This is a genomic window from Bradyrhizobium sp. Kon56, from assembly GCF_055807635.1.
This window is the reverse complement of record NZ_JBVVOU010000458.1, coordinates 1-264: the sequence shown is the minus strand read 5'-3', so window position 1 is coordinate 264 and position 264 is coordinate 1. Positions and strand designations below refer to the sequence as shown.

Here is a 264-nt window from a genome sequence, read left to right as displayed (position 1 = left end):
CATCAGCAGCATCAGGCTCATGTTCAGGGTGAAGTAGATCAGCGTGGCCAGGGTGAAGGCTTCAAACAGGTTGGCCGAGAACTCGGCGGTCTGCTTGGTTTGTGCCAGCAGTTCCATCAGGCCGATCAAGGACGCCACGGAGGAGTTCTTGAACACGTTGAGGAATTCGGAGGTAAGCGGCGGAATGATGATGCGGTATGCCTGCGGCAGCAGCACGATCCAGTAGATCTGCGGCAGCTTGAAGCCCATGGCGCGCGCGGCAGA

General features: G+C 58.3%; 1 protein-coding gene. It reads right to left on the bottom strand.

The features are described 5' to 3' along the window. On the bottom strand, positions 1-249 hold a 249-nt coding region (locus AC0L3B_RS39655; RefSeq protein ID WP_473383317.1), incomplete at its 3' end, for an ABC transporter permease subunit. Between the last annotated feature and the right edge of the window lie 15 nt (positions 250-264).